Origin of the sequence: Enterobacter soli ATCC BAA-2102 (assembly GCF_001654845.1) — a bacterium.
GTDB classification, from domain to species: Bacteria; Pseudomonadota; Gammaproteobacteria; order Enterobacterales; family Enterobacteriaceae; genus Enterobacter; species Enterobacter soli.
In genome coordinates this window covers 68,654-94,842 of record NZ_LXES01000026.1, presented here as the reverse complement: position 1 = coordinate 94,842, position 26,189 = coordinate 68,654, and the positions used below count along the sequence as shown (strand labels likewise).

Here is a 26,189-nt window from a genome sequence, read left to right as displayed (position 1 = left end):
AACAAAACACACTACGAGGTGTACTATTTTTACCCGAGTCGCTAATTTTTGCCGTAAGGTGCTAAGCCGGGAAGAGAGCATGGCTGAAGAGGCTATTGCACAAACCCATATGTCGGTTATTCCGCGTGAGCAGCACAATATTTCTCGCAAAGATATCAGTGAAAATGCCCTCAAGGTGCTCTATCGTTTGAATAAAGCAGGCTACGAGGCCTATCTCGTTGGCGGTGGGGTTCGCGATTTACTGCTGGGCAAAAAACCAAAAGATTTCGACGTGACGACCAGCGCCACGCCGGAGCAGGTGCGTAAATTATTCCGCAACTGCCGGCTGGTGGGCCGCCGCTTCCGTCTTGCTCACGTTATGTTTGGGCCTGAAATTATTGAAGTTGCCACCTTCCGTGGTCATCACGAAGGCAACCCCGCAGACCGAACCACATCTCAGCGCGGCCAGAACGGAATGCTGCTGCGCGACAACATCTTTGGCTCCATTGAAGAAGATGCCCAGCGTCGCGATTTCACCATTAACAGCCTTTATTACAGCGTGGCGGATTTCACCGTCCGTGATTACGTGGGTGGAATGCAGGACCTGAAAGCCGGTCTGATTCGCCTGATCGGTACGCCAGAAACACGCTACCGTGAAGATCCGGTGCGAATGCTGCGTGCCGTACGTTTTGCTGCCAAGCTGAATATGCGTATCAGCCCGGAAACCGGTGAGCCGATCCCGCGCCTGGCAACGCTGATTAACGATGTCCCGCCTGCACGCCTGTTTGAAGAAGCACTGAAACTGCTGCAAGCCGGTTACGGGTTCGAAACCTACAACCTGCTGCGCGAATACAGCCTGTTCCAGCCGCTGTTCCCGACCATTACCCGTTACTTCACGGAAAATGGCGACAGCCCGATGGAGCGCATTATTGCGCAGGTGCTGAAGAATACTGACACCCGCATTCACAATGATATGCGCGTGAACCCGGCGTTCCTGTTTGCCGCAATGTTCTGGTATCCGTTACTGGAAACCGCGCAGAAGATTGCCCAGGAAAGCGGTCTGGCCTATTACGATGCGTTTGCGCTGGCCGCAAATGACGTGCTGGACGAAGGCTGCCGGACGCTGGCCATTCCAAAACGCATTACCACGCTGGTGCGTGATATCTGGCAGCTTCAGCTGCGTATGTCCCGTCGTCAGGGTAAACGCGCCTGGAAGCTGATGGAGCATCCTAAGTTCCGCGCCGCGTTCGACCTGTTATCCCTGCGCGCTGAAGTTGAGAAGAATCAGGAATTGCAACGCCTGGCACAGTGGTGGGGCGAATTCCAGGTCTCTGCACCGCCAGAGCAAAAAGGGATGCTGACCAGTCTGGATGAAGAGCCAGAACCACGTCGTCGCCACCGTCGCCCGCGTAAGCGCGCGCCACGTCGCGAAGGCACGGCATGACCCTTGCGTATATCGCCATCGGCAGCAATCTCGCCTCTCCACTGGAGCAGGTGAATGCTGCCGTTCAGGCGCTGGGCGAGATCCCGGAAAGCCGCATCATCGCGGTATCCTCGTTCTACCGCACGCCACCGCTAGGGCCGCAGGATCAACCCGATTACCTGAATGCCGCCGTGGTGCTGGAAACCGCCCTTACCGCCGAAACGCTGCTGGACAACACCCAGCGAATCGAATTGCAGCAGGGTCGTGTGCGCAAAGCCGAACGCTGGGGGCCGCGGACGCTGGATCTCGATATCATGCTGTTCGGCCATGATGTTATTACCACTGAACGTCTGACAGTGCCGCATTACGATATGAAAAACCGCGGGTTTATGCTCTGGCCGCTGTTTGAAGTTGCCCCTGACCTGACCTTCCCCGATGGCATTTCCCTGAAAGCCGTTCTGGAAAGCCTTAACGCGGAAAAACCCGCCCGCTGGTAACCTCGTTTTTTTATCGATTAACCGCTAAACAATTGTGGTTAATCGATTGCCTAAAATCATTGTTCCCTCGAATGTTACTGATAGAATGCGCAAAGATTCGCTTTGGCTATCAGGAAACCGTATGAAACCAACCACCATCTCCTTGCTGCAAAAATGCAAACAGGAAAAGAGACGCTTCGCTACCATCACTGCATATGACTACAGCTTCGCCAAACTGTTTGCCGAAGAAGGGATCAACGTCATGCTGGTCGGAGACTCGTTAGGGATGACGGTACAGGGACATGATTCCACCCTGCCGGTAACGGTAGAGGATATTGCTTACCACACCCGCGCTGTGCGTCGTGGTGCACCAGCTTGTCTGCTTCTTTCCGACCTGCCGTTTATGGCCTATGCCACACCTGAGCAGGCGTTTGAAAATGCAGCGGCAGTGATGCGCGCGGGCGCCAATATGGTCAAAATCGAAGGCGGTGCCTGGCTTGTGGACACCGTGAAAATGCTGACCGAGCGTGCCGTACCCGTGTGCGGGCACCTGGGCCTGACGCCGCAGTCGGTTAACATCTTTGGCGGTTACAAAGTACAAGGCCGTGGCGATGCCGCGCAGACGCTGTTTGATGATGCCGTGGCGCTGGAAGCCGCGGGGGCGCAGCTACTGGTGCTGGAGTGCGTTCCTGTCGAGCTGGCAAAACGCATTACCGAGGCGCTCTCCATTCCGGTTATCGGTATTGGCGCAGGCAACGTCACCGATGGTCAGATCCTGGTCATGCATGACGCGTTTGGCATTACGGGTGGACATATCCCTAAATTTGCCAAAAATTTCCTGACCGATGCGGGCGACATGCGCGCGGCAGTCAGGCAGTATATTGCCGACGTTGAATCCGGTGTGTATCCGGGTGAAGAACACAGTTTCCATTAAGGAGTCTCGTTGTGCTAATCATTGAAACCCTGCCGCTGCTGCGCCAGCATATCCGCAGAGCACGTCAGGAAGGTAAACGTATCGCACTGGTCCCCACCATGGGCAACCTGCATGACGGCCACATGAAGCTGGTCGATGAGGCGAGAGCCCGTGCAGACATCGTGGTGGTCAGTATTTTCGTTAACCCAATGCAGTTTGACCGCGCTGACGACCTGGCGCGCTACCCGCGCACCCTTCAGGAAGATTGCGAAAAACTGAAGAAACGCCATACAGACATCGTCTTCTCTCCGGCACCTGCCGATGTGTACCCACAGGGGACAGAAGAAGCGACCTACGTGGATGTCCCGGGGATTTCGACCATGCTGGAAGGTGCAAGCCGTCCGGGTCATTTCCGTGGCGTCTCAACCATCGTCAGCAAGCTTTTCAACCTGGTACAGCCAGATATCGCCTGCTTTGGTGAGAAAGACTTCCAGCAGCTGGCACTGATCCGCAAGATGGTTGCGGATATGGGTTACGACATTGAAATCGTTGGCGTGCCGATTGTGCGTGCAAAAGATGGCCTGGCGCTGAGCTCCCGCAACGGTTACTTAACCGCTGACCAGCGTAAAATCGCGCCGGGCGTGAGCAAGGTCATGAACACCATGGCTGAGCAACTGCTGGCGAAAGAGCTGACCGCAGAAGAGATTATCGCTCTGGCCGAACAGGCGCTTAACGATAAAGGCTTCCGCTCTGACGATGTGCAGATCCGCGATGCCGATACCCTGTTGGAGCTGACCGAGTCCAGCAAACGGGCCGTTATCCTGGTGGCAGCATGGCTGGGACAGGCGCGTCTTATCGACAATAAAGTGGTTGAGCTGGCGTAATTTTATCACCCTCCCCTCTCACGAGAGGGGGTAACGAACGATGAAAGGTAGACGTAATGATTCGCAAAATGCTGCAAGGTAAGCTTCACCGTGTGAAAGTGACTCAGGCCGACCTGCACTATGAAGGCTCCTGCGCGATCGATCAGGATTTCCTCGATGCGGCGGGTATTCTTGAAAACGAAGCGATTGATATCTGGAACGTGAACAACGGCAAACGCTTCTCTACTTACGCCATCGCCGCTGAACGCGGTTCCAAAATCATCTCCGTCAACGGCGCTGCCGCGCACTGTGCTGACGTGGGTGATATCGTGATTATCGCAAGCTTCGTCATGATGTCTGACGAAGAAGCGCGCCGCTGGCAGCCAAAAGTCGCCTATTTCGAAGGCGACAACGACATGAAACGTACCGCGAAAGCGATCCCGGTTCAGGTTGCCTGATAGCTGTTACCCCTGCGGCTGATTGCTGATCAGCCGCGACATGGTCTCCAGAGAATCCGTTCTTAAGATATATAGACGCTTGAGTAAGAACGGATTATCCCCCGGTTTTACCTTCCCTTTCACCGTCGTGACCGCCAGATGAAAACCGGCGTCATTTGCCGCTTTCACCGCGTTATCGTTGTATCCCCCAAACGGGTAAGAAAGATAAAGCACATGCGGGTTGAACTGTGCCAGATCCCGTCGGGATCGCTGAAAATCAAACAAGATCACATGATAGCTACGGCTCAGTAATATCGGGTGTTTGTTGTCATCGACGCGGTGCAGAAAATGGGTATGGGACTGAATATCAAATACATCCTGAATACCTTTTAGTTCCGACACACTCATAAACTGCAACGACTTGGGTGCCCATTTCTGCGGCTGACGTTTAATACGCGAGGAGATGATGAACGCCGTAGCATTGAACCCGTACTCTTTCAGGATCGGATAGGCATAACGGCTGACCGATTTCAGGCCATCATCAAAGGTGATAGCCACCGCGCGTGCTGGCAGATTTATTTTGTTGCGGATATACCCTTCAACCTGGTACATCGTCAGCGTGGTGTAACCCTGATCGCGCAGCCAGGCCATCTGGTTGCTAAATGCGCGAAGGCTGGTGGTGGTAGAAGTGTGGCGAAAGCGCGTATTTTCTTCATCACGCAGAATGTGATGGTAGGTCAGAATAGGGATGCCGTTATCTTCCTGCGCATCCAGACTGCTTACCCACGCCAGGCGATTACCGATGCGGATCTGAAACCAGGTCTGGTTCAGGCGGTCTTTAAGTTTACTCAGGATCGGGTAGCGGAGATTAGCGCTTAACGTCCCGAAAGGCGCGCTGCTGTTGTCGGCAGCGTTATAAACCGGCGTGTCTTTCCAGGTGACCAGATTTTGATTACTGAGCGGTTTATTGAGATCGCCCAGGCCATCTTCAACGCGCATCTTGCCCTGAACCGGCTCCAGGTGCTCCTTATCGATAAAACCCGTGCCGAAACCGAAGCGGAACTCATAGTAATCTGCCGCAGCAGGTACCACGGCCAGGATCTGCCCTTCACGCACGTTGCCAACGTTGACCACGTCATTTCCAACCTGCGCCCAGATCGCCGCATCTTCGGTGGTTTGCATGTACTGAGCAGGCAGTCTTTGCTGACTTAATAAACTGGCAGAACTGATGCCGGAAACGAACAACAACAGCAGCAGGAATAGTAGACGCGTTAGCATTGGATCGTTATCGATACGAAAAAACTGATGTCATTGTAGCAAAAGAGACATCAATACCAATGTTTAATTCTTATACAGGCCGTGATGCAGGATGAAAGGAGGATTTTTCTGTTGCTGATGCCACAAGCTACTGACGCCAGGTAAACCTTGCGCCACGATAGCATGACGAAATTCGGCGCTGCTGAGAGTTTCCCGCTGCGGGTACATGACTTCCAGCAACGGCAGGCTAATTCCGGAGATAACTTCGCAGCAATCGTGCTTGTGACTCATCAATGCCGCAGAGCGATAAGGGGCCGCACCCGATTTATCCGTCAAAAAGATAACGCCGTCGCCAGAGTCGGTTTCATGCAGGGCATCGCACATCATTCTGCTGAGCATGTTGGTACTTAGTCCGCGCCAGTAATTCACCGCACGGCATTGCACCAGCGGCCCAAAACGGGCTTCGAGCTTTAACAACATGTCCTGCGCCTGTTCATCGTGGCAGGTGATGACCCATCCCAGCATAACTCCCTCCTTAGCAGGCGAGTAGTTTAGCTCAGTGAAGGTTAGCTTACGGTGATAACAGTCAAAGAAAAGCGCCCGGCAACGGATTGTCGCCGGGCTGAAGGTTAGCTGCGCAGGCCGCGCCCGCGCTGGATCAGATACCAACACAGCATGTAGAAGGCGATGATAAACACCACCAGCACCGCAACGGTGGTAAACAGCGGCACATCGGTAATGCCGAGGAAGCCAAAGCGGAAACCGCTAATCATGTACACGATCGGGTTCAGGTGCGACAGCGCTTGCCAGAACGGCGGCAGCAGCGTCAGGGAGTAGAACACCCCGCCCAGATAGGTCAGCGGCGTCAGCACGAAAGTCGGGATCAGGCTGATGTCATCAAACGTCTTGGCGAAGACGGCATTTAGCAGACCGGCCAGCGAGAACAGGATCGCCGTCAACAGCAGTGTCAGCGCGACAAACAGCCATGAATGCACCTGGAACGGGACAAAGAACAGCGAAATCGCCGTGACCAGGATCCCCACGCACAGACCACGCGCCACGCCACCGCCCACGTAACCGGCAATAATCACATGCGTGGGTACTGGTGCCACCAACAGTTCTTCAATGTTGCGCTGGAACTTGGCGCTAAAGAACGATGACGCAACGTTGGCATAGGCGTTGGTGATCACCGCCATCATGATCAGGCCCGGAACGATAAACTGCATATAGGTGAAGCCGTGCATTTCACCAATTCGCGAACCAATCAGGTTGCCGAAAATGATGAAGTACAGCGTCATGGTGATCACCGGCGGCACCAGGGTTTGCACCCAGATGCGCATAAAACGATTAATCTCTTTTGCCCAGATGCTTTTCAGCGCGACCCAGTAAAGATGCGTCATGCCTTGTCTCCTTGTTTCTCATGAACCAGAGAGACAAACAGCTCTTCCAGTCGGTTGGCTTTGTTACGCATACTTAACACCTGCACGCCCTGCGCACTCAACTGGGCGAACACACTGTTGATCCCCTGCTCGCGTAGCACTTCCACTTCCAGCGTCGAGGTATCGACCAGACGATATTGATACCCTTCCAGTTTTGGCAGCGGGCTTTTCGGCGCCAGGTCGAGGATAAAGGTTTCTGATTTCAGCTTAGAAAGCAGATCTTTCATCGAGGTGTTTTCCACCAGCTCCCCGTTCTGGATGATACCGATATTGCGACAGAGCATTTCGGCTTCTTCGAGATAGTGGGTCGTCAGAATAATGGTGGTGCCTTTATCGTTAAGATCTTTCAGGAACCCCCACATTGAGCGACGAAGTTCGATGTCCACACCGGCGGTTGGTTCATCGAGGATCAACAGTTTTGGTTCATGCATCAGCGCGCGCGCAATCATCAAACGACGCTTCATCCCGCCGGATAACATCCGCGCACGTTCGTTACGTTTTTCCCACAGATCGAGCTGTTTGAGGTACTTTTCGCTGCGCTCAAGCGCGTCTTTGCGCTCAACGCCGTAGTAACCCGCCTGGTTCACTACGATCTGTTGTACGGTTTCGAAAGGGTTAAAGTTGAACTCCTGCGGCACCAGCCCGAGCTGGCGCTTGGCGTTAACGACATCTTTTTGCAGGTCGTAACCAAACACGCTCACCCTGCCGGATGACTTGTTCACCAGAGAACTGATAATCCCGATGGTAGTGGATTTCCCTGCGCCATTCGGCCCCAGAAGCGCATAGAAATCACCCGCCTCTACTTTGAGATCTATTCCGCGCAGCGCCTGAACGCCGCCCGGATAGGTTTTTTTAAGCTGTTCAAGCTCCAGTGCAATCGCCATGAATTAGACTTACCTATAGTTCTGACACACGTTGTGTGGTTTCATTAAAAGTCGGGTTACCCTATAGTAGCGCAACGCAATTACTTGGTTACAGGCCGTTATCGTCCATGAATGACATAGATACACTCATCAGCAACAATGCACTATGGTCAAAGATGCTGGTTGAAGAAGACCCGGGATTTTTCGGGAAACTGGCACAAGCGCAAAACCCGCGCTTTCTATGGATTGGATGTTCCGATAGCCGCGTTCCGGCAGAGCGTCTGACCGGCCTCGAACCGGGCGAATTATTCGTTCACCGTAACGTGGCCAACCTGGTCATTCACACGGATCTTAACTGTCTCTCAGTTGTTCAGTATGCCGTTGATGTACTGGAAGTCGAGCACATCATCATTTGCGGCCACTACGGCTGCGGCGGCGTCCAGGCGGCGGTAGAAAATCCGGAGCTGGGCTTAATCGACAACTGGCTGCTGCACATCCGCGATATCTGGTTCAAACATAGCTCACTGCTCGGCGAAATGCCGCCAGAACGCCGTCTTGACACCCTGTGCGAGCTGAACGTGATGGAACAGGTTTATAACCTGGGCCACTCCACGATTATGCAATCTGCCTGGAAACGTGGGCAGAAGGTATCCATTCACGGCTGGGCGTACGGTATTCATGACGGGTTACTGCGTAACCTGGAAGTGACCGCCACCAACCGCGAAACGCTGGAACAGCGCTATCGGTCCGGCATTGCCAACCTCAAACTCAAGCACGTAAACCATAAATAAAAAAAGCCCCGCAGGGCTTTTCTCCCTCTCCCTGTGGGAGAGGGTCGGGGTGAGGGCATCAGCCCGCATCCAACGAGTATTACTCGTCCAGCAGCACCACTTTGCCGACATACGGCAGATGGCGATAACGCTGGGCGTAGTCGATACCGTAACCCACCACGAATTCGTCAGGGATAGAGAAACCTACAAACTCAACCGGCACCTGCACTTCACGACGGGTAGGTTTATCCAGCAGGGTACAAATCGCCAGGGATTTTGGTTCACGCAGGCTCAGGATCTCGCGCACTTTAGAGAGCGTGTTGCCGGAGTCGATGATGTCTTCAACGATCAACACATCTTTGCCACGAATATCTTCATCCAGGTCTTTAAGGATTTTCACATCACGGGTTGTGGACATGCCGCTGCCGTAGCTGGAGGCGGTCATAAAATCGACCTCATGTGACACCTGAACTTCACGGCACAGGTCTGCCATGAACATAAAAGAGCCACGCAACAAACCAACCAGCACCATTTCGCTGCCGCTGTCTTTGTAATGTTCGGTGATTTGACGACCCAATTCGGCGATACGCGCTTTGATCTCCGCTTCCGGGATCATCACTTCAACAGTATGTTTCATATTACTAACCATATGATTTTAATAAAAATCGCTCAATGCGGATGAATCTGCGTCCGGCATCGATTCACAAGCCAGCCATTATAACAGCAAATGGTTAGCCCTGGCGTATGAGTTATAAAAAGCAAATTTTGTGATTCCGATCACACTTGTTAATACCTATAATTAATTGCTAGCAAATAATTAACAAAACTGACGAGTACTTTTCTATGGCTGAAACAAAAACTCAACAGTCGCGTCTACTGGTGACATTAACAGCGGCGTTCGCAGCTTTCTGCGCGCTGTATTTGTTGATCGGTGGCGTCTGGCTGGTCGCCCTTGGCGGCTCCTGGTACTATCCAATTGCGGGTCTGGTTATGGTTGGCGTAACCATCCTGCTGTTGCGTAGAAAACAATCCGCACTGTGGCTGTATGCCGCACTCCTTCTTGCCACTATGATCTGGGGCGTCTGGGAAGTCGGTTTTGACTTCTGGGCACTGACGCCGCGCAGCGACATCCTCGTGTTCTTTGGTATCTGGCTGATCCTGCCGTTTGTCTGGCGTCGCCTGATTGTCCCTTCCAGTGGCGCAGTCGCCGCACTGGTGATTACCCTGCTTATCAGCGGTGGCATCCTCACCTGGGCTGGCTTCAACGACCCACAGGAGATTAAAGGCACGCTGAACACGGAATCCACGCCTGCCGCAGCTATCTCTCAGGTTGCCGATAGCGACTGGCCTGCCTATGGTCGTAATCAGGAAGGTCAGCGTTACTCTCCACTGAAGCAAATTAACGCCGACAACGTGAAGGATCTGAAAGAAGCCTGGGTCTTCCGTACCGGCGATGTGAAGATGCCTAACGATCCGGGTGAACTGACCAACGAAGTGACGCCAATTAAAGTTGGCAACATGCTTTATCTGTGTACCGCGCACCAGCGTCTGTTCGCGCTTGATGCGGCCACCGGTAAAGAGAAATGGCACTTCGATCCACAGCTCAACTCTAACCCGTCATTCCAGCATGTGACCTGCCGTGGTGTTTCTTACCACGAAGCGCGTGCCGATAATGCCAGCCCGGAAGTCATTGCCGACTGTCCGCGCCGCATTATGCTGCCGGTGAACGATGGTCGACTGTTTGCGGTTAACGCCGAAACAGGCAAGCTGTGCGAAACCTTTGCCAACAAAGGTGTCCTGAATCTGCAAACCAACATGCCGGATACCACGCCAGGTCTGTATGAACCGACCTCGCCGCCGATCATCACCGATAAAACTATCGTGATTGCCGGTTCGGTAACGGATAACTTCTCTACCCGCGAAACCTCTGGCGTTATCCGTGGTTTTGACGTGAACACCGGTAAACTGCTGTGGGCCTTCGATCCGGGCGCGAAAGATCCAAACGCGATCCCGTCGGACGAACATACCTTTACCTTTAACTCACCAAACTCCTGGGCACCGGCCGCGTATGACGCGAAGCTGGATCTGGTCTACCTGCCAATGGGTGTGACCACGCCGGATATCTGGGGTGGCAATCGCACACCAGAGCAGGAGCGTTACGCGAGCGCTATCGTGGCGCTGAACGCGACCACCGGTAAACTGGCATGGAGCTACCAGACCGTTCATCACGATCTGTGGGATATGGATATGCCATCCCAGCCGACGCTTGCCGACATTACCGTTAACGGCAAAACCGTTCCGGTGATTTATGCGCCAGCGAAAACCGGTAACATCTTCGTCCTGGATCGCAGCAACGGTAAGCTGGTTGTTCCTGCGCCGGAAAAACCGGTTCCGCAGGGAGCAGCAAAAGGCGATTACGTCAGCAAAACGCAGCCGTTCTCTGACCTGAGCTTCCGTCCGAAGAAAGACCTGAGCGGCGCAGACATGTGGGGTGCCACCATGTTTGACCAGCTGGTCTGTCGCGTGATGTTCCATCAGCTGCGCTACGAAGGTATCTTCACACCACCTTCTGAGCAGGGCACACTGGTCTTCCCGGGTAACCTGGGGATGTTCGAGTGGGGCGGGATCTCCGTTGACCCGAACCGCCAGGTGGCGATTGCCAACCCAATGGCGCTGCCGTTTGTCTCTAAACTGATCCCACGTGGCCCGGGTAACCCAATCGAACCGCCGAAAGACGCGAAAGGTACCGGGACCGAATCCGGTATTCAGCCGCAGTATGGCGTGCCGTTTGGCGTAACCCTGAACCCGTTCCTGTCGCCGTTTGGCCTGCCGTGTAAACAGCCTGCCTGGGGTTATATCTCCGGTCTGGATCTGAAAACTAACCAGGTTGTCTGGAAGAAACGTATTGGTACGCCTCAGGACAGTATGCCGTTCCCGATGCCAGTTCCTGTGCCGTTCAATATGGGGATGCCAATGCTGGGTGGCCCAATCTCTACCGCCGGTAACGTGCTGTTCATCGCGGCAACCGCAGATAACTACCTGCGCGCGTACAACATGACCAACGGTGAGAAACTGTGGCAAGGCCGTCTGCCAGCAGGCGGACAGGCAACACCGATGACCTATGAAGTGAATGGAAAGCAGTATGTTGTCATCTCTGCGGGGGGTCATGGTTCGTTTGGCACGAAGATGGGCGACTATATCGTCGCGTATGCATTGCCGGATGACGCAAAATAAAAGCAAAACGGCAACGAAAGTTGCCGTTTTTAGTGTTTGTTCCCTCTCCCTGTGGGAGAGGGCCAGGGTGAGGGCATCAGGCCGCACCTTTATTGCCGGGTAAGGCGCTGCCGCCACCCGGCTTTTTTTATACGGTAAATCCGAGCATCATCCCCGTATCTTCATGTTCCAGTAGATGGCAGTGCGCCATATAGGCGAACTCCTTCGGCGCGTCGTGCGCGAACTTCACCAGCACTTCGCTCACTCCACCTTCAACCCGCACCGTGTCTTTCCAGCCGGAACGATGCGCCTCTGGCGCTTTACCATTCTCTGAGAGAATACGGAACTGCGTGCCGTGAATATGGAACGGGTGCAGCATCATGTCGCCTTCACCGGAAATCACCCAACGCTCAAACTGCCCTTTTGTGGCTGCAAACATCGGCGTATTCATATCGAACGCTTTGCCGTTGATCATATTGGCGTTATGGAAGTCAAAACCCTGGCCCCCATGGTTCATTTTCCCCATTCCGCCCATGCTGCCGTGATCCATGTTCATATGGCCCATCATCTGCCCGTGATGCATTCCGGCCATCGCCTGATTGCCATATTTTGTCATCAGGGCCTGCATCCCCATCATGTCGAGCATCGGATCCATCGAGAGCTGAAGCTTGCGCTGAGTTAGCCCCTCAAGCGCAGGCAACGCAGGCACCTTCACCAGGGTATCCGGCAAGATGCCCGACGCCGTGACCTTAAGCGGCTGAATGCGCAGCACCGGATGCGGCTTATCAAATGGCGCAACGGCCATGCCCATCTGGCTTACCGGCAGGGTCACCAGGTCAAACGCCTTGCCATCACTGATATCCACCAGCACTTCAAAACGTTCGCCCATCAGCATCGGTAATTCGTTAACCTTCACCGGCTCAGGCAACAGGCCGCCATCGCTCGCCACCACATACAGCGGGCGTTTATCGCTGGCAGCAAAATTCAGCGAACGCGCGTTACAGCCATTAAGCAGGCGTAAACGCAGCCAGCCCTTCGGCGCAGCGTGCTGCGGGTAAATCGCACCGTTGGTCAGTAGCGTATCGCCAAACCAACCTACCGCCGCGCTCATCACGTCCAGTTGGTAATCAATTTGTCCGTCTGAGGTGAACTTTTTGTCCTGCACAATCACCGGCACATCGTCGATGCCCCACTGTTTTGGCAGGCGTAGCAGGCGACTTTCGTCATCTTCAATGAGCACCAGCCCCGCCAGGCCCATCGCAACCTGCCGTCCGGTTTTGCCGTGCTGATGCGGGTGGAACCAGCAGGTCGCCGCAGGCTGGTCCGGGGTAAAGGTGACGCTGCGCTTACCGCCGGCTTTAATCACCCCCTGCGGCCCGCCATCCACTTCACCCGGGACTTCCAGACCGTGCCAATGCAATGTTGTCTCTTCCGCCAGCGTATTGTGGATGTCTACAGTAACCGCTTTTCCTCTGCGTAACTGAATCGCAGGGCCGAGCAGATTGCCGTTATACCCCCAGGTTGTCGCAGTATGCTCACCAAAGGTGGTTTTACCTGACTGAACGACAAGCTGGATGCGGCTGCGTGCATCCGCGGTGAGCAGGTCAGGGATGGGTAAGGCGGGCCTGTCGGCGGCAAAAACTGCGCGGCTCCACAGCGGTAATGCGCTGGCAACCCCCAGTGCGACGGAATACTTTAAAAAATCACGACGTTGCATGTTCATTTCCTTATATCCAGCAGGCGATATTTTGAGCATAAACCCTCCCCTTACCGGAAGGTCAAGCAAAGCGGCAATAATAAAGATCGTCGCCCTGGCATCAAGTATGCTAACGTTAATTTTCCGTGACGCAGTGGTAGAAGCAATGAAGACGTTTTTCAGGACAATTTTGTTCGGCAGCCTGATGGCTATGTGTGCGAACAGTTATGCGCTGAGTGAAAATGAAGCAGAAGATATGGCCGATTTAACGGCGGTTTTTGTATTCCTGAAAAATGATTGTGGTTACCAGAATTTACCCAACGGGCAGATTCGTCGCGCACTGGTCTTTTTTGCCCAGCAGAACCAGTGGGATCTCAGCAACTACGACAGCTTTGACATGAAGGCGCTCGGTGAAGACAGCTACCGCGATTTAAGCGGCATTGGCATTCCCACTGCAAAGAAATGCAAAGCGCTGGCTCGCGACTCCCTTAGCCTGCTCGCCTACGTAAAATAACCTCCCCGACGCCCCTTGTTGACCCTATAGCCGTGCAAGCACGGTTATAGTTAGCTATCATGTTTTGCTCATTTTTCGTGGGAAAACGGATGTTAACAAAGGAGGCGTCTGCTTATGGCCGACAACGCGTTGTGGCATGAAACACTGCATGATCAGTTTGGTCAGTACTTTGCCGTTGATAACGTGCTTTATCATGAGAAAACCGATCATCAGGATCTGATCATTTTCGAAAACGCTGCTTTTGGCCGCGTGATGGCGCTGGACGGCGTGGTGCAAACCACCGAGCGTGACGAGTTTATCTATCACGAGATGATGACCCACGTACCGCTGCTGGCACACGGACAGGCAAAACACGTTCTGATTATCGGCGGGGGTGATGGCGCCATGCTGCGTGAAGTCTCCCGCCATAAATCTGTCGAATCCATCACCATGGTGGAAATCGACGCAGGCGTTGTCTCTTTCTGCCGCCAGTATCTGCCCAATCATAATGCTGGCAGCTATGACGATCCGCGCTTTAGTCTGGTGATTGACGATGGGGTTAACTTTGTTAACCAGACCACACAAACCTTTGATGTGATCATCTCTGACTGCACCGACCCAATCGGCCCGGGCGCATCGCTGTTTACCTCATCCTTTTACGAAGGCTGCAAACGTTGCCTTAAGCCCGGCGGGATCTTCGTGGCGCAGAATGGCGTCTGCTTCCTGCAACAGGATGAAGCCATCGACAGCCACCGCAAGTTAAGCACCTATTTTGGCGATGTCAGTTTCTATCAGGCCGCGATTCCGACTTACTACGGCGGGATTATGACCTTCGCCTGGGCAACGGATAACGAAGTGCTGCGCCATCTCTCCACCGAAATCATTCAGGCCCGTTTCCACCAGGCCGGTCTTCAGTGCCGATATTACAATCCGGCAGTCCACACCGCCGCGTTTGCCTTACCACAGTATCTGCAAGACGCGTTGTCCTCTCAGGGGGTGAACTAATTGAAAAAGCTTAAACTGCATGGCTTTAACAACCTGACAAAAAGCCTGAGTTTTTGTATTTACGATATCTGCTATGCCAAAACAGCAGAAGAGCGTGATGGGTATATCGCCTATATTGATGAACTCTACAACGCCAATCGTCTGACGGAGATCCTGTCAGAAACCTGCTCTATCATTGGCGCGAATATCCTGAATATTGCACGCCAGGATTACGACCCTCAGGGTGCGAGCGTGACTATCCTGGTCAGCGAAGAGCCGGTCGACCCGCAGCTTATAGACAAAACCGAACACCCTGGCCCGCTGCCAGAGGTGGTGGTGGCTCACCTCGATAAAAGCCACATCTGCGTGCACACCTACCCGGAAAGCCATCCTGAAGGCGGGCTGTGTACCTTCCGCGCCGATATCGAAGTGTCGACCTGCGGTGTGATTTCACCGCTGAATGCGCTGAACTACTTAATCCATCAACTGGAATCCGATATCGTGACCATTGACTATCGCGTACGAGGTTTTACCCGTGATATCAATGGCATGAAGCACTTTATCGACCACGAGATCAATTCCATTCAGAACTTTATGTCCGAGGACATGAAAGCGCTGTATGACATGGTGGACGTGAATGTGTACCAGGAAAATATCTTCCATACCAAAATGTTGCTTAAGGAGTTTGACCTTAAGCACTACATGTTCCACACCAAACCGGAAGACCTGAGCGACGAAGAGCGTAAGGCCATCACCGACCTTATCTGGAAAGAGATGCGCGAAATCTACTATGGCCGTAACATTCCGGCCATGTAAGAGACGCAAGGAGCAAGGACGCTCCGGTGTGCTATTTCTGTTTCATGAACTCGCGGTATGCCGCCACCACCTTCAGGAAGTCTTCAACGCCGCACAGCGACAGACTCTCTTCATCATAGTAGCTCATCCCCTCTTCCATCTCGTCACCCGAGAATTCAAGCTGGTTGGCACGGACCATAACCTCTTCACCGTCCATCCACAGCGTGTATTCATGCCCGGCGCGTTGCCAGGAGCGCTCACTGCCTTTCACCGTATTTGCCGCCTGTTCAACTTCATCAAGAAGCGCGAGATTCTCTTTCACCTCTTCGTTAAACCAGTGTCCTACGGCTTCGTGGCCCATCGACATACGCACTTTCACCACTCCGGTGATGTCGCGCAGAAATTCGTAATCCATAGTGTTTTCCTCTGCAAAGCCATTAAGGTAATTATCGCAGCAGCGAGGAAGAAAAAAAGCGTGAGAGGTGGGAGGAATGAAAATAAAAAGGTGAGAGCAAGACCCTGCGGCCTGATGCCCTCACCCCGTCCCTCTCCCGTGGGAGAGGGTGCAAACACTAAAAACCGTCTCGTAGAGACGGTTTTGCTGTTTATACTGCCGTCTGGAAGATAACGCCGTCAGCTTTCTCGGTGTACTGAGACAGCTGGTCGAAGTTCAGATAGCGATAGGTATCCACCGCAGTCTTATCAACCTGAGCAATATAAGTCTGGTACTCTTCCGGGGTTGGCAGTTTGCCAATCAGCGCGGCAACCGCCGCCAGCTCCGCAGAGGCCAGATAAACGTTAGCGCCAGTCCCCAGGCGGTTCGGGAAGTTACGGGTAGAGGTAGAGACTACCGTCGCACCGTCTGCTACACGCGCCTGGTTACCCATACACAGGGAACAGCCAGGGATTTCGATACGCGCACCGCTCTTACCGAACACGCTGTAGTAACCTTCTTCAGTCAGCTGAGCGGCATCCATACGGGTTGGCGGAGCCACCCACAGACGGGTTGGCAGCTGGCCTTTATGGGTATCCAGCAGCTTACCGGCAGCACGGAAGTGACCGATGTTGGTCATACAAGAACCGATGAACACTTCGTCGATCTTATCACCCTGAACGTCAGAGAGCAGACGAGCATCGTCCGGATCGTTTGGTGCACACAGGATTGGCTCTTTGATATCCGCCAGATCGATGTCGATCACTGCCGCATATTCTGCATCAGCATCGGCTTCCAGCAGCTGCGGATCCGCCAGCCATTTCTCCATACCCTGAACACGACGTTCCAGCGTACGACGATCGCCGTAACCTTCTGCGATCATCCACTTCAGCAGTACGATGTTAGAGGTCAGGTACTCTTCGATTGGCGCCTGATTCAGCTTGATGGTACAGCCCGCAGCGGAACGCTCAGCGGAGGCATCAGTCAGTTCGAACGCCTGTTCTACTTTCAGGTCCGGCAGACCTTCAATTTCCAGGATGCGACCAGAGAAGATGTTTTTCTTACCTTTCTTCTCAACGGTCAGCAGGCCTTGTTTGATAGCATACAGCGGGATGGCGTGAACCAGGTCGCGCAGGGTGATACCCGGCTGCATTTTGCCTTTGAAGCGCACCAGAACGGATTCCGGCATATCCAGCGGCATCACCCCGGTCGCAGCAGCAAACGCCACCAGACCAGAGCCCGCCGGGAAGGAGATACCAATCGGGAAACGGGTATGAGAATCACCACCGGTACCCACGGTATCTGGCAGCAGCATACGGTTCAGCCAGGAGTGAATAACGCCATCACCCGGACGCAGGGACACACCGCCGCGGTTCATGATGAAGTCTGGCAGCGTGTGGTGTGTGGTTACGTCAACCGGCTTCGGATAGGCCGCAGTGTGACAGAAGGACTGCATCACCAGGTCAGAAGAGAAGCCCAGGCACGCCAGGTCTTTCAGTTCGTCACGGGTCATTGGGCCAGTGGTATCCTGAGAGCCTACGGAAGTCATCTTCGGCTCGCAGTACGCACCCGGGCGAATGCCGGTTACGCCGCACGCGCGGCCAACCATCTTCTGTGCCAGAGAGAAACCACGGTTGCTTTCCGCCACGTCTTTCGCCTGACGGAATACGTCGGAGTGCGGCAGACCCAGCGCTTCACGCGCTTTGGTGGTCAGGCCACGGCCAATGATCAGCGGAATACGGCCACCAGCGCGGACTTCGTCGACCAGAACATCGGTTTTCAGCTCAAAGCTTGCCAGCAGCTCGTTGGTTTCGTGGTTACGCACTTCACCTTTGAACGGATAAACGTCAATCACGTCACCCATGTTCAGGTTGTTCACGTCCACTTCAATTGGCAGTGCGCCAGCATCTTCCATGGTGTTGAAGAAGATAGGGGCAATTTTGCCGCCCAGGCACAGGCCGCCACCGCGTTTGTTCGGCACATGAGGGATATCATCGCCCATGAACCACAGCACGGAGTTGGTTGCAGATTTACGGGAAGAACCGGTACCCACAACGTCGCCCACGTAGGCCAGCGGGAAACCTTTCTTCTGAAGGGCTTCAATCTGCTTGATTGGGCCAACCACGCCAGGTTGATCCGGCTCGATACCTTCACGGGCGTTTTTCAGCATCGCCAGCGCGTGCAGAGGGATGTCAGGGCGGGACCACGCATCCGGAGCCGGAGAGAGGTCATCGGTGTTGGTTTCACCGGTCACTTTAAACACAGTGACGGTAATTTTTTCAGCCAGTGCAGGACGGTTCAGGAACCATTCGGCATCAGCCCAGGACTGCATAACCTGCTTCGCGTATTCGTTGCCCGCTTTGGCCTTTTCTTCCACATCGTAGAAGTTATCGAACATCAGCAGCGTTGAAGAGAGCGCTTTGGCGGCAATTGGAGCCAGCTTTTCGTTATCCAGCGCGTCAATCAGCGGATGAATGTTGTAGCCACCCTGCATGGTGCCGAGCAGTTCAATGGCTTTTTCAGGAGTCACCAGTGGGGAGGTTGCTTCGCCTTTGGCAATGGCAGCAAGGAATCCGGCTTTTACGTAGGCAGCTTCATCTACGCCAGGCGGTACGCGGTTGATCAACAGATCTAACAGGAATTCTTCTTCGCCCTTAGGCGGATTCTTCAGCAGCTCGACGAGCGCGGCCATTTGGGTTGCATCTAAAGGTTTGGGTACAATTCCCTCGGCGGCACGTTCTGCTACGTGCTTACGGTATTCTTCTAGCACGACGGTTCTCCTCGCTCTCATTGTCATATTGCGGCATACACAGTGTGTATGTGGGCGAATCTCTTCACGCTCCTGTGAGACAGCAGTTTGTAGGGTAAATGCCCGATACCGCGTCGGGCAGCATAGCAGGATTTCTGCACAGTGTTAATCCGTTTACAAAAAAGCAACATTAAAAAATTTGCTGAATCGTTAAGGATGGTATAGCGGGGAGGTGATTCGAATTTTGGGCACAAAAAAACCGCCTTAAAGCAGTTAATTTGTTGCCTTGCGGTGGTAGCACACCGGGCTGGCAGATTTACAGCAAGCCATTCTGCATATCCCAGCGGCTTTTCAACCTTAAGATATAATTGTGTAATAAATGCTCACACTCTTTATCCGGACACTCCGGGTGGTTTCCCAATAAAAGTCAAAACTGTAAGACACGGGTGAATAATACTCGCGGCAACAGAAACGCCTCACGGCACAGCGCTTGTCTCGTTGGAGTCATTTTATGAAGTTGCCCTTTAAGCCACATCTGCTTGTCCTTTTATGCAGTGCCGGGCTGTTTGCCGCGTCTGGCGTGATGTTCGTCAAAAGCCGTGCAACGGAAACCCCTGTCACCCCGGCCCCCGTCACTCAGCAACCGGTCACACCCGCTCCTGCTGCCACACCAGAGCCAGCCGTGCAAACTGCACCTGTCGCACCGCCAACCTACAGTGCCGCGCAAATCGATCAGTGGGTAGCGCCTATTGCGCTTTATCCTGATGCCCTGTTGTCGCAAATATTGATGGCATCAACCTACCCTGCGAATGTTATCCAGGCTGCGCAATGGTCGAAGGACAACCCCAAAATGCAGGGTGATGCTGCCATTCAGGCCGTGGCAAGCCAACCCTGGGATCCCAGCGTGAAATCTCTGGTGGCGTTTCCTCAGCTCATGTCGCTGATGGGTGAAAACCCGCCGTGGGTGCAAAGCCTGGGCGATGCCTTCCTCGCACAGCCGAAAGACGTGATGGACTCCGTACAGCGTCTGCGTTTGCTGGCTCAGCAAACCGGTGCATTAAAATCGACACCACAGCAGACGGTTACCACCGAGACAAAACCTGCCCCGGCGAAAACCGTCACCAGCGAGTCGACAACCACGACCACTACCACCACAAGCCCAACGGTGATCAAGATTGAATCCGCCGATCCGCAGGTGGTGTATGTTCCTACCTATAACCCGAATACGGTTTACGGCACCTGGCCAAACACCGCCTATCCGCCAACCTATCTCCCGCCAACCACCGGCGAGCAATTCGGCAACAGTTTCGTGAACGGCTTAGGTTTCAGCCTGGGCGTGGCAACCACCTATGCCATCTTCAGTAGCATCGACTGGGACGATGACGATTGGGATCATCATCATGATGATGACTGGGATCACCATGGCGGCTACAACCGTAACGGTGATAACAACATCAATATTAACGTCGATAACTTCAATAAAATCAGCGGCCAGCGTCTGACGGATGCTAACCGTACCTGGCAGCATAACCCGGCTTATCGTGAAGGGGTGCCGTACCCAAATAGTCAGCTGAATAACCGCTTCCACTCCACCAACACGGCAACGGGGCTGAGCGCGACCCAGCAAAAACCGGTTAATCGTGATAACCAGCGTCAGGCAGCAATGGCGCAGATGGAAAAATCGACCGGGAAAACCTTCCCACAAACGGCACGCACCGACACAAAAGATGCCCAGCGTCAGGCGTCGAATCAGCAGCTGAAGCAGATTTCTCAGCGTAATAACTATCGGGGCTACGACACCAACAAAACGCAAACCGCGAAACAGGCCAACACTCAGCAGCGAGAAAATCGTAAAGCGACGACGCAAAGACAGGAACAGCGGGTATCGCAAACGGCACAGCAGCGTAATGTGCAGCAACGAAATACTCAGCAGCGCACAAGCCAGCCGCGCGCTAATGCCCTGAGTGGTAACGATAGCCGCTCCGCGAACTGGCAAGCTCAGCAGCAGCGTGGCGCGCAGAGCCGTCAGGTTGCCTCGCGTAATCAGCCGCAGCGACAAGTCTCTGGCGCACGGCCTGAACGCCGTGAAATCCGTCATCGTTAAGGGAGCCGACATGAACATTAAATTACTCAGCGGGATGGTGTTGCTCATGGTGTCGGCCATCGCACAGGCGCAACAACATTTCGACACTCCGGACAAAGCGACCGACGCGCTGGTAAATGCGATCAGCGAGCAAAATGAAGGTGCAATGGGCAAACTGCTCGGGGAAAACTGGCGCGATTTCCTGCCGCCTGAAGGGGTCGATCCTGACGCCGTTGATCGCTTCCTGCGGGACTGGAAAGTCCGGCATAACACCGTGACTAAGGGTGATATCGCACATCTGGTGGTGGGTGATAACGACTGGCAGCTTCCGATCCCGGTTATTAAGACCGCAAACGGCTGGCAGTTTGATATCAAGGAAGCGTCCGAAGAGATCCTGACCCGTGAAATTGGCCGTAATGAACTCGCCGCGATAGAAGCTCTCCACGCTTACGTGGACGCGCAGCAAAGTTATTACGAGATGAACCAGACGTACGCGCAGAAAATTGTCAGTTCAAAAGGGAAAAAAGATGGCCTGTACTGGCCTATTACACCTGGAGAAGCACCCAGCCCGCTTGGCCCGGCATTCAGCCCGTCAGAGCCCGGCGCGGGCTATCACGGATATCGCTTCCGTATTTTGCCCGATAAAAACCATGGTTTTGCGATGGTTGCCTGGCCTGTCAGCTACGGACAAACGGGTGTGATGAGCTTTATGATTAATCAGGATGATACTGTTTATCAGAGCGATCTGGGCAAGGATTCTGAGCAAAAAGCCGCAGCCTTAACGGCGTACAGCCCGGATAAATCCTGGGAGGCCGTTGCCCCCTGACGGCTGGCGGCCAGGGGTTTTGTAGGCCGGGTAAGGCGAAGACGCCACCCGGCTTTTTAACTTACAGAATATTTGCGACTGATTTTGCCAGCTGGGCTTCCAGTACCGGCTTCGCTTCTTCGAACTTCAGGTTAACTTTGTTGGCATTAGACACTACGCGGGTCTGATATTTCGCGCGATCGCCCTGCTCGGTGCTGGTTTGCACTTTCACGCCGGATGTTCCCTGACGCAGCGCCGCGATGTTATCAGTGGTGACTTTTGCTTTGCTACGCTCAGAGATCTGCAAATCGGTCACCATGGTGTAGTTCACGTCTTCCACCATGGCATCCGCCGCCATACCAATCAGACCAGCCGCCAGACCCACGCCCAGCGCGGCACCGGAAGAGTTGCTGTTATACGCGGTGATACCTGCGCCCAGCGCAGCACCTACAGCAGCACCTTCGTAGCCAGTTTTCAGATAGCCCTGAGATTCACGCAGATCCATTTTGTCCGCTTTCAGAACGTTAGCCTGTACCCAGTAGTAGGCGCCGTCAGGAGAACTGGTCACCTTATAGCCTTTGGCAACGAGATCGTTAGCCAGCAGGGTTTGCAGGTTGCTCATGTCTTTATCAGAGGTATTTTTAACCTGGATGTAGACCGTTTTTTCGTTTGATGGCTCCAGCCAGACGGTTTCGCTCATCTGGGTTTTCACTTCCAGATTGCGTTTTTTCACCGCGGTGGTCATCGCGCCACACCCGGTCAGCGTCATCGCCGCTGCCACTAAGCCAATCACCGCAACTTTCTTCAAAGACATGTGTTTTCCTTTTTTCGTGTAATAAAGAGTCCAGAACCCCTAAATAGCGCAGCCAGTAGCCACACAATGGTGAAAAAAGTATCGGCAGCCCGAAGAAAATTTTTAGCGATAATATCAATAAGATGACTACCAGAATGGGTAGTTTTCAGACAAAAAAAACGCCTCCGAAGAGGCGTTTAGCAATCGTGAAGAAACTTACTTCTTCTTCGCTTTCGCGTTTGGCAGGTCGGTGATGCTACCTTCAAACACTTCTGCTGCCAGGCCCACAGACTCATGCAGAGTTGGGTGAGCATGGATGGTCAGCGCGATATCTTCAGCGTCACAACCCATTTCGATAGCCAGACCGATTTCACCCAGCAGCTCGCCGCCGTTGGTACCGACAATCGCACCACCGATCACACGGTGAGTCTCTTTGTCGAAGATCAGTTTGGTCATACCGTCTGCGCAGTCGGAAGCGATAGCACGGCCAGAAGCAGCCCATGGGAAGGTGGCGGTTTCGTAGCTAATGCCTTTCTCTTTCGCTTCTTTCTCAGTCAGACCAACCCAGGCAACTTCTGGCTCGGTGTAAGCGATAGATGGAATCACTTTCGGATCGAAGTAGTGTTTCATGCCTGCGATAACTTCAGCGGCAACGTGGCCTTCGTGAACACCTTTGTGTGCCAGCATTGGCTGACCGACGATATCGCCGATTGCAAAGATGTGCGGCACGTTAGTGCGCAGCTGTTTATCAACGCGGATGAAGCCACGGTCGTCCACTTCCACGCCAGCTTTGCCCGCGTCGAGGTTTTTACCGTTCGGCACACGGCCGATAGCGACCAGCACGGCGTCATAGCGCTGTGGTTCCGCAGGGGCTTTTTTGCCTTCCATGGAAACGTAAATACCGTCTTCTTTCGCTTCAACGGCAGTCACTTTGGTTTCCAGCATCAGGTTGAATTTCTTGCTGATGCGTTTGGTGAAGACTTTAACGATGTCTTTATCAGCAGCCGGGATAACCTGGTCGAACATTTCAACCACGTCAATATCTGAACCCAGCGCATGGTACACAGTACCCATTTCCAGACCGATGATACCGCCACCCATAACCAGCAGGCGTTTTGGAACGGTTTTCAGTTCCAGCGCATCGGTGGAGTCCCACACACGTGGATCTTCATGTGGAATGAATGGCAGTTCGATTGGACGAGAGCCCGCCGCGATGATCGCGTTGTCGAAGTTGATAACGGTTTTGCCGTTTTCGCCTTCCACTTCCAGGGTGTTCGCGCCGGTGAATTTACCCAGACCGTTTACCACTTTCACTTTACGGCCTTTGGCCATACCCGCCAGACCGCCGGTCAGCTGAGTGATAACTTTCTCTTTCCAGGTACGAATTTTGTCGATATCGGTTTTCGGCTCGCCGAAGACGATACCGTGTTCAGCCAGAGCTTTGGCTTCTTCGATAACTTTGGCTACGTGCAGCAGCGCTTTAGAAGGGATACAGCCGACGTTCAGACAAACACCGCCGAGGGTGCTGTAACGTTCTACGATGACGGTTTCCAGACCTAAATCCGCGGCGCGGAATGCTGCGGAGTAACCTGCCGGGCCTGCCCCAAGTACTACGACCTGAGTTTTGATTTCTGTGCTCATCATGACCTCTTAATTTATACCCGTCGTCCACCGGGTCGTTCTATCCGCCCGCAGTTTACAAAATTGTTAACAATTTTGAAACAACAAACGGCTCACGAATTGTCGCTTTCGCCAATAACCTCACAAACCCCATGAGATTATCAGAAAAAAGCCGGCCGATTGGCCGGCTTTTCGATTACATCACCAGGCGGCGAATGTCGCTCAGGGTGTTGTTGATGATGGTGATGAAACGCGCACCATCAGCACCGTCGATCACGCGGTGGTCGAAGGACAGAGAGATTGGCATCATCAGACGCGGCATGAACTCTTTGCCATTCCACACAGGCTCCATCGCGGACTTGGACACACCAAGGATGGCCACTTCCGGCGCGTTAACAATCGGCGCGAAGTGGGTAGTACCCAGGCCACCGATGCTGGAGATGGTGAAGCAACCGCCCTGCATTTCGCCAGCAGTCAGCTTGCCATCACGCGCTTTCTTGGAGATCACGGTCAGTTCACGGGACAGCTCAGTGATGCTCTTCTTGTTCACGTCTTTGAAGACCGGAACAACCAGACCATTTGGCGTATCAACCGCAACACCGATGTTGATGTATTTCTTCAGCGTCAGCTTCTGGCCATCTTCGGACAGAGAGCTGTTGAAGCGTGGCATCTGTTCCAGAGCCGCAGCAACCGCTTTCATGATGAAGACCACTGGGGTGAATTTCACGTCCAGTTTACGCTTCTCAGCTTCGGCGTTCTGCTGTTTACGGAAGGCTTCCAGATCGGTGATATCAGTTTTGTCGAAGTGCGTAACGTGCGGGATCATGACCCAGTTACGGCTCAGGTTAGCACCAGAGATTTTCTGGATACGACCCAGTTCAACTTCTTCGATTTCGCCGAACTTGCTGAAGTCCACTTTCGGCCATGGCAGCATTCCCGGGATACCGCCACCGGTGGCAGCAGCTGGAGCCGCTTCAGCACGTTTCACCGCGTCCTTCACGTAAGTCTGCACGTCTTCGCGCAGGATACGACCTTTACGGCCAGTCCCTTTGACTTTCGCCAGGTTCACACCGAATTCGCGCGCCAGGCGACGAATCAGTGGAGTCGCGTGGACGTAAGCATCGTTTTCAGCGAACTCAGATTTGCCTTCTGCTTTTGCAGCTGGTGCCGCAGCAGGTTTAGCAGCCTGAGCCGGTGCAGCAGCAGGTGCTGGAGCAGCCGCGGCCGCCGGAGCAGCAGCAGGCGCAGCGCCTTCCACTTCAAAGACCATGATCAGAGAGCCGGTAGACACTTTGTCGCCGGTGCTGATTTTGATCTCTTTAACGGTACCCGCGAATGGCGCAGGAACTTCCATGGAAGCCTTGTCGCCTTCAACGGTGATCAGTGACTGTTCAGCGGCAACTTTATCGCCCACTTTCACCATCACTTCGGTCACTTCAACTTCGTCACCGCCGATGTCTGGTACGTTAACGTCTTTCGCGCCGCCAGCAACAGCTGGAGCAGCGGCCGCCGGAGCAGCTGCCTGTGCAGGCGCAGCAGCAGGTGCAGCACCCGCCACTTCGAAGACCATGATCAGGGAACCTGTAGACACTTTGTCACCGGTGTTGATCTTGATCTCTTTAACGGTACCCGCGAACGGAGCCGGAACTTCCATAGAGGCTTTGTCGCCTTCTACGGTGATCAGAGACTGCTCAGCCGCAACGGTATCGCCCACTTTCACCAGGATTTCAGTGACTTCAACTTCGTCACCGCCGATGTCAGGCACGTTAACTTCTTTCGCTGCCGCGGCAGCTGCTGGAGCAGCAGCGGCCGGAGCGGCTTTCTTCTCTTCCTGCGCAGGTGCAGCAGCTGCTGCACCGTCGGCGGAATCGAAAATCATGATCAGTTTGCCAGTCTCGGTTTTATCGCCAACAGAGACTTTGATCTCTTTAACGATGCCAGCCTGAGGAGACGGAACTTCCATAGAGGCTTTGTCGCCTTCTACGGTGATCAGCGACTGTTCAGCTTCAACTTTGTCGCCTACTTTGACCAGGATCTCGGTGATTTCAACTTCATCAGCCCCGATGTCCGGTACATTGATTTCGATAGCCATTATTCTTTTACCT

General features: G+C 53.8%; 23 protein-coding genes. 12 read left to right on the top strand and 11 right to left on the bottom strand.

The features are described from left to right. Positions 1–25: 25 nt before the first annotated feature. The 5 genes from pcnB to panD all read left to right on the top strand — a co-directional run bounded on the left by pcnB (position 26) and on the right by panD (position 4,112). The gene (gene pcnB, locus M987_RS09640) at positions 26–1,423 is read left to right on the top strand and encodes a polynucleotide adenylyltransferase PcnB (RefSeq protein ID WP_071881216.1); all 1,398 of its coding nucleotides are present in this window, start codon (positions 26–28) and stop codon (positions 1,421–1,423) included. Next, positions 1,420–1,899 carry a 2-amino-4-hydroxy-6-hydroxymethyldihydropteridine diphosphokinase gene (folK, locus tag M987_RS09635; protein ID WP_014068943.1) on the top strand — a complete coding sequence of 160 codons (480 nt, stop codon included), beginning with the start codon at positions 1,420–1,422 and terminating at the stop codon, positions 1,897–1,899. Before pcnB ends, folK begins: the two co-directional genes overlap by 4 nt. Before the next feature lie 121 nt (positions 1,900–2,020). Then, complete coding sequence (panB, locus tag M987_RS09630) at positions 2,021–2,812, top strand: 3-methyl-2-oxobutanoate hydroxymethyltransferase (RefSeq protein WP_014068942.1); 792 nt, start codon at positions 2,021–2,023, stop codon at positions 2,810–2,812. An 11-nt stretch (positions 2,813–2,823) separates the two neighbouring features. Next, positions 2,824–3,675: a pantoate--beta-alanine ligase gene (panC, locus tag M987_RS09625; protein ID WP_014068941.1), complete on the top strand. Its 852-nt coding sequence runs from the start codon at positions 2,824–2,826 to the stop codon at positions 3,673–3,675. A 56-nt stretch (positions 3,676–3,731) separates the two neighbouring features. Beyond that, complete coding sequence (gene panD / locus M987_RS09620; RefSeq protein WP_006810068.1) at positions 3,732–4,112, top strand: aspartate 1-decarboxylase; 381 nt, start codon at positions 3,732–3,734, stop codon at positions 4,110–4,112. A gap of 6 nt (positions 4,113–4,118) precedes the next feature. Here the strand turns inward: panD and M987_RS09615 are convergent, their stop codons facing one another. The 4 genes from M987_RS09615 to M987_RS09600 form a co-directional block, all read right to left on the bottom strand. Continuing rightward, positions 4,119–5,369: a polysaccharide deacetylase family protein gene (locus M987_RS09615; RefSeq protein ID WP_014068940.1), complete on the bottom strand. Its 1,251-nt coding sequence runs from the start codon at positions 5,367–5,369 to the stop codon at positions 4,119–4,121. Between the two features lie 63 nt (positions 5,370–5,432). After that, a complete protein-coding gene (locus tag M987_RS09610) occupies positions 5,433–5,873 on the bottom strand; it encodes a PTS sugar transporter subunit IIA (protein WP_014068939.1) in 441 nt (146 codons plus the stop codon). Between the two features lie 104 nt (positions 5,874–5,977). Continuing rightward, entirely contained in the window at positions 5,978–6,748 is a 771-nt protein-coding gene (locus tag M987_RS09605; protein ID WP_014068938.1) for an ABC transporter permease, read from the bottom strand. Next, positions 6,745–7,671, bottom strand: coding sequence for an ABC transporter ATP-binding protein (locus M987_RS09600; RefSeq protein ID WP_014068937.1), 927 nt, complete (start codon positions 7,669–7,671; stop codon positions 6,745–6,747). Before M987_RS09600 ends, M987_RS09605 begins: the two co-directional genes overlap by 4 nt. Before the next feature lie 107 nt (positions 7,672–7,778). On the opposite strand from M987_RS09600, the gene can reads away from it, so the two are divergent. Beyond that, complete coding sequence (can, locus tag M987_RS09595) at positions 7,779–8,441, top strand: carbonate dehydratase (protein WP_014068936.1); 663 nt, start codon at positions 7,779–7,781, stop codon at positions 8,439–8,441. 79 nt (positions 8,442–8,520) lie between these two features. Here the strand turns inward: can and hpt are convergent, their stop codons facing one another. Next, positions 8,521–9,057, bottom strand: coding sequence for a hypoxanthine phosphoribosyltransferase (gene hpt, locus M987_RS09590; protein WP_014068935.1), 537 nt, complete (start codon positions 9,055–9,057; stop codon positions 8,521–8,523). Positions 9,058–9,263: 206 nt separating this feature from the next. Here hpt and M987_RS09585 point away from each other — a divergent pair, with 206 nt between their 5' ends. Then, positions 9,264–11,654, top strand: coding sequence for a glucose/quinate/shikimate family membrane-bound PQQ-dependent dehydrogenase (locus tag M987_RS09585; RefSeq protein WP_014068934.1), 2,391 nt, complete (start codon positions 9,264–9,266; stop codon positions 11,652–11,654). Between the two features lie 127 nt (positions 11,655–11,781). On the opposite strand, the gene cueO is transcribed toward M987_RS09585, so the two are convergent. Beyond that, the gene (gene cueO / locus M987_RS09580; protein ID WP_041161998.1) at positions 11,782–13,350 is read right to left on the bottom strand and encodes a multicopper oxidase CueO; all 1,569 of its coding nucleotides are present in this window, start codon (positions 13,348–13,350) and stop codon (positions 11,782–11,784) included. 145 nt (positions 13,351–13,495) lie between these two features. Here cueO and M987_RS09575 point away from each other — a divergent pair, with 145 nt between their 5' ends. The 3 genes from M987_RS09575 to speD all read left to right on the top strand — a co-directional run bounded on the left by M987_RS09575 (position 13,496) and on the right by speD (position 15,622). Then, the gene (locus M987_RS09575; RefSeq protein WP_014882582.1) at positions 13,496–13,843 is read left to right on the top strand and encodes a YacC family pilotin-like protein; all 348 of its coding nucleotides are present in this window, start codon (positions 13,496–13,498) and stop codon (positions 13,841–13,843) included. 114 nt (positions 13,844–13,957) lie between these two features. Further along, positions 13,958–14,827, top strand: coding sequence for a polyamine aminopropyltransferase (speE, locus tag M987_RS09570; protein ID WP_014068931.1), 870 nt, complete (start codon positions 13,958–13,960; stop codon positions 14,825–14,827). Beyond that, the gene (speD, locus tag M987_RS09565) at positions 14,828–15,622 is read left to right on the top strand and encodes an adenosylmethionine decarboxylase (protein ID WP_014068930.1); all 795 of its coding nucleotides are present in this window, start codon (positions 14,828–14,830) and stop codon (positions 15,620–15,622) included. Positions 15,623–15,653: 31 nt separating this feature from the next. Here the strand turns inward: speD and yacL are convergent, their stop codons facing one another. Together yacL and acnB are read right to left on the bottom strand one after the other, a co-directional pair. Then, positions 15,654–16,016: a protein YacL gene (yacL, locus tag M987_RS09560; RefSeq protein ID WP_014068929.1), complete on the bottom strand. Its 363-nt coding sequence runs from the start codon at positions 16,014–16,016 to the stop codon at positions 15,654–15,656. Between the two features lie 190 nt (positions 16,017–16,206). Continuing rightward, positions 16,207–18,804, bottom strand: coding sequence for a bifunctional aconitate hydratase 2/2-methylisocitrate dehydratase (acnB, locus tag M987_RS09555; protein ID WP_014068928.1), 2,598 nt, complete (start codon positions 18,802–18,804; stop codon positions 16,207–16,209). A 490-nt stretch (positions 18,805–19,294) separates the two neighbouring features. On the opposite strand from acnB, the gene M987_RS09550 reads away from it, so the two are divergent. Together M987_RS09550 and M987_RS09545 are read left to right on the top strand one after the other, a co-directional pair. Beyond that, positions 19,295–20,887, top strand: coding sequence for a DUF3300 domain-containing protein (locus M987_RS09550; protein WP_014068927.1), 1,593 nt, complete (start codon positions 19,295–19,297; stop codon positions 20,885–20,887). A gap of 10 nt (positions 20,888–20,897) precedes the next feature. Next, positions 20,898–21,692, top strand: coding sequence for a DUF2950 family protein (locus M987_RS09545; protein ID WP_014068926.1), 795 nt, complete (start codon positions 20,898–20,900; stop codon positions 21,690–21,692). A gap of 61 nt (positions 21,693–21,753) precedes the next feature. Here the strand turns inward: M987_RS09545 and traT are convergent, their stop codons facing one another. The 3 genes from traT to aceF all read right to left on the bottom strand — a co-directional run bounded on the left by traT (position 21,754) and on the right by aceF (position 26,176). After that, complete coding sequence (traT, locus tag M987_RS09540; protein WP_014068925.1) at positions 21,754–22,485, bottom strand: conjugal transfer complement resistance protein TraT; 732 nt, start codon at positions 22,483–22,485, stop codon at positions 21,754–21,756. Between the two features lie 195 nt (positions 22,486–22,680). Further along, positions 22,681–24,105 carry a dihydrolipoyl dehydrogenase gene (lpdA, locus tag M987_RS09535; RefSeq protein ID WP_014068924.1) on the bottom strand — a complete coding sequence of 475 codons (1,425 nt, stop codon included), beginning with the start codon at positions 24,103–24,105 and terminating at the stop codon, positions 22,681–22,683. A 175-nt stretch (positions 24,106–24,280) separates the two neighbouring features. Then, positions 24,281–26,176, bottom strand: coding sequence for a pyruvate dehydrogenase complex dihydrolipoyllysine-residue acetyltransferase (aceF, locus tag M987_RS09530; RefSeq protein WP_014068923.1), 1,896 nt, complete (start codon positions 26,174–26,176; stop codon positions 24,281–24,283). Between the last annotated feature and the right edge of the window lie 13 nt (positions 26,177–26,189).